Source organism: Pseudomonas sp. HMWF006 (assembly GCF_003061205.1).
Taxonomy (GTDB): domain Bacteria; phylum Pseudomonadota; class Gammaproteobacteria; order Pseudomonadales; family Pseudomonadaceae; genus Aquipseudomonas; species Aquipseudomonas monsensis.
Genome location: NZ_QAIU01000488.1, coordinates 1 through 3,297 on the forward strand (window position 1 = coordinate 1; position 3,297 = coordinate 3,297).

Annotated in this window: 4 protein-coding genes; all 4 read right to left on the reverse strand. The window is 65.0% G+C overall.

The features are described from left to right. Positions 1-795, reverse strand: a 795-nt coding sequence (locus DBR24_RS21275) for a secretin N-terminal domain-containing protein (RefSeq protein WP_305889130.1), incomplete at its 3' end; no start/stop codon positions are given. Beyond that, positions 792-1,340: a type II secretion system protein GspM gene (gene gspM / locus DBR24_RS21280; protein WP_123468110.1), complete on the reverse strand. Its 549-nt coding sequence runs from the start codon at positions 1,338-1,340 to the stop codon at positions 792-794. The genes gspM and DBR24_RS21275, both read right to left, overlap by 4 nt. Further along, the gene (gspL, locus tag DBR24_RS21285) at positions 1,333-2,508 is read right to left on the reverse strand and encodes a type II secretion system protein GspL (protein ID WP_128615735.1); all 1,176 of its coding nucleotides are present in this window, start codon (positions 2,506-2,508) and stop codon (positions 1,333-1,335) included. The genes gspM and gspL overlap by 8 nt, the downstream gene beginning before the upstream one ends. Then, positions 2,505-3,297, reverse strand: a 793-nt coding sequence (gspK, locus tag DBR24_RS21290; RefSeq protein ID WP_256591708.1) for a type II secretion system minor pseudopilin GspK, incomplete at its 5' end; no start/stop codon positions are given. The genes gspL and gspK, both read right to left, overlap by 4 nt.

Consider the following 3,297-nt stretch of genomic DNA (forward strand, 5'->3'; position numbering starts at 1 on the left):
GATCTGCACCACATCGGTGTCGATCGCACTCGGCGAGTCGATGCTGGCAATCAACTGCGCGACGCGGGTGAGGTTCTCGGCGTAATCGGTGACGACGATGGTGTTGTTGCCCGGATAGGCGTTGATCGGGTTGTTCGGCGACACAATCGGGCGCAGCACCGGAATCAGGTTCACCGCGTTCTCGTATTGCAGACGAAACGTGCGCGTCAGCATGCCGTTGCCGGCCGGTTTGTCGGCGCTGTAGATCGGCCCGCCGAGCAGCTTCGCATCAGCCTCCGGCACCACCTGCGCGACACCGCCGACATCGACCACGCTGAAGCCCTGCATGCGCAGCGCCGCCAGCAGCATGTCGTAGGCCTGGCGCGCCGGCACCTGGCCTTCCGAAACCAGCGTCAGGTTGCCCTTGACCCGTGGATCGACGAGAAACTGCTGACCGGTCGAACGCGACAATGCCCGTACCACCGCTTGAATATCGGCGTCGACAAAATTCAGCGTCACCGGTTGATCGCCCAGCGGATTGCTCGGCAACGTGGTACCCGATGGCGCCGCACCGCTGCGCGCACTCTTGGTGATGTTGTGCAATTGCTTCGGCGCAGGTCGCGCCTGCGCCTGTGCGCGCTCGCGGTCCAGCACCGCGTCGCCGCTGCGCTGGGTGTTGGCCAGCGGCCGGCCCAGCTCACTATCGACCAGCAACGGCGGCTGGTTTTGTGGCGTGGTGGTGTTGCTGCACGCGCTCAATGCCATCAGCAGCATCGGCAAAGCCAAGCGTGCCGGTTTGGATCCTGACCCCTTCATGAAGCTTCCTTAGCGCCAAGCGCCTGATCCATGCGAACGGTGCCTGACAAAGTGCCGGCGGTAACATCGGTCGAAGCGTTGTCTGCCCGTTGCAAACGGGCCTCGACCACCTGCAAAGAAAGTTGTGACGGCGTGCTCAGCAACCAGTCGAGCACCGCATCGGCCGGGGCGGCGTCGAAGATCAACTGCCACGCACCGGCATCCGCCGCCTGTAATTGGTAATGCCCGGCCAGGCCGCTGGCCTGCAGCGTCTGCTCCAGCGCCTGGGCCACGCCTTGCCCGGCCGGGCGCACGCTGACTTCGCGCAGCAACACCTCCAGCGCTTCGGTCTGCGCGCGCAGCTTTGGCGTCTCGGCTTGCCAATAGGTGATTTTCTTCAGCGGTGGCTGAATCAACGCCACCCAGATCAACAGGCCGACCAGCGCCAGAGCCATGCCGCCGACCATGCGTTTCTCCCGCAGCGCCAACGGCTGCCAGCGCGCCTGCACCTGACTGTTGAAGCGCTGCCAGCGGGCGCGGTACTCCGCGAGCGAGGCCTTATTCATCTTCTGCTCCGCTGTCGTCGTCGGTGCTACTTGAAGGGGACTCTCCTGCCGGGCGCAGCGTCCAGCCGTCATCCTCGGCGGTGACGCTGATGCCGGCCTGAGCGAGTGTGCTTTGCCAGTCTTTGTCGGTGCCGGAGCGCCGCGCATCGCTGAGCAGGCGCAATTGCAACGCGCCCTCGGCGAACGTCAGTTGCTCGACACTGCCAGCCATGAACGGCATGCCGCTGCCGGCCTGCAGCACCAGCCGATTGAAGGTTTGCGCCGGATCGTCCGCCGCGCCCTTCTGCCGCGCCGCCCATTGCTGACGGGCCTGTTGCAACGGATTGAGGATCACCGGCAACTCGGGGAAGGCCTGTTTCACCCGCTGATTCATGTGCGCCTTCAACTGCTGGCCCTGACTGGCTTCGCGGGCGGCATACAGGTTCAAACCGACCACCCACACCGCCACGGCCAATGCCAACAAAGCCAATGCCCGGCCCCAGCCGCGATGCTCGGTGTTCTGTTGTTGCACGGCGCCGTGCAGGCCCCAGCCCGGCAACGGCCCGGTCCAGCGCTGGGCCTCGGCCATCGGCAGTTCAGCGTTGGGCGGTGCACCGTCGCCAATCCAGTGCAAGGCACTGCCGGACGCCAGCAACCCGTCGCCCGGATCTTCATCGAACAACGGCTGCACCCGCGCTGTTTGCACGCTGTCGCGCAGCAACAGATGACCGTCCAGGCGACAGGCCACCGTGCCCGGCAACACCGGCAAACTGTAAGCCGCCGGGTACACGCCGCGCAGGTTAAGGCCGCTGTGCTTGAGCAATTGCCCGAGGCGCAGCAAGCGTTCGCGGGGCGCCCAGGCGATCTGCACCTGCCCCGCTTCATCTCGGGGACTGTGAGCGATGTGCATCGCGTTGCCGTCACCGAGCATCAACGCCTGCGCGGCGCATTGCACCGCGGCCGCCGTCTTGTTCGCAGGCAGCGGCGGCACGTCGATGCTCGCCAGCAGACTGTCCGCGGGGTGCAGAAAACACACCAGCGGCGGCTGTTTCGGCGACTGGCTCAACTGGTTCAGGCTGAGGCACTCCTCACGACTGACCTGCCCCTGACGATCCAGCCACGCGCAGCACAGCGGACTGTCCAGCTCAAGTTCGGCCAACGGCGCCAGGGCAATCCGTAGCTGACTCATACGCCCACCCGCGACCAGATCACCTGCGGCAGGCGATCCTGCGAGCGATGCAATAACGCTTCGAGGCTGACCCGGCGCTGATCACGCCGCGCCTCGCCGCGCAGGCGAAACCAGTCACTGGTGATGCCGACCTTGACGCTGCTGATCTCCAGTTGCGGCATGCGCAAACGGTTGACGATATCACCGCGATTGATGAACCAGCGCCCGGCGTCACGTTCATTGATCAACGCCTGCGCCCGCTCCAGCGACAACCCCGGCACATTCGCGGCCAGCACTGGCGCGGTAGCGGTGTTGCCGTTGACCCAAGTCGTTGCTGGAATCACCGTCAGGTACGGCGCGAGTTTGCTGATCAGCGCGTCATTGATGCCATCGACACTGCGCAGATCCTCGATGCTGCGCAGCATCGGCAGCTTTGGATTTTCGGGTTTTCGCGAAGCGTTGGGCGACGTTAACCGGCCACTGTCGAAGCCGGTTTGGGTGGTCGCGGCGATCTGCGGATTCAACAGTCGCGGGTAAGAGGCAATCACCCGCTGACTGATGCGCTGGCTCAACCCGGCGCTGACACCAATCAACTCGCACAGGCGCGCGAACGCCTCGACCTGTGCCTCATCCACGCGCTCATTGGCCACCAGATTGCGCAGGTTGAATTTGCCCTGCTCGTCTTCCAGCCGGCCTTCAAAACCTGAGGCGCTGAGGCGCTGTGCCCACGGCTGATCGAGGCGGGTCAGCGGATCACGCTGGCGCGCCTCCCACAACCACTGACGGCTGATCTCCAGACCGCCCTGCACC

Coding starts and splice junctions, on each gene's coding strand:
- gspM (WP_123468110.1), bottom strand. CDS start 1,340: ATGAATAAGGCCTCGCTCGCGGAGTACCGCGCCCGCTGGCAGCGCTTC.
- gspL (WP_128615735.1), bottom strand. CDS start 2,508: ATGAGTCAGCTACGGATTGCCCTGGCGCCGTTGGCCGAACTTGAGCTG.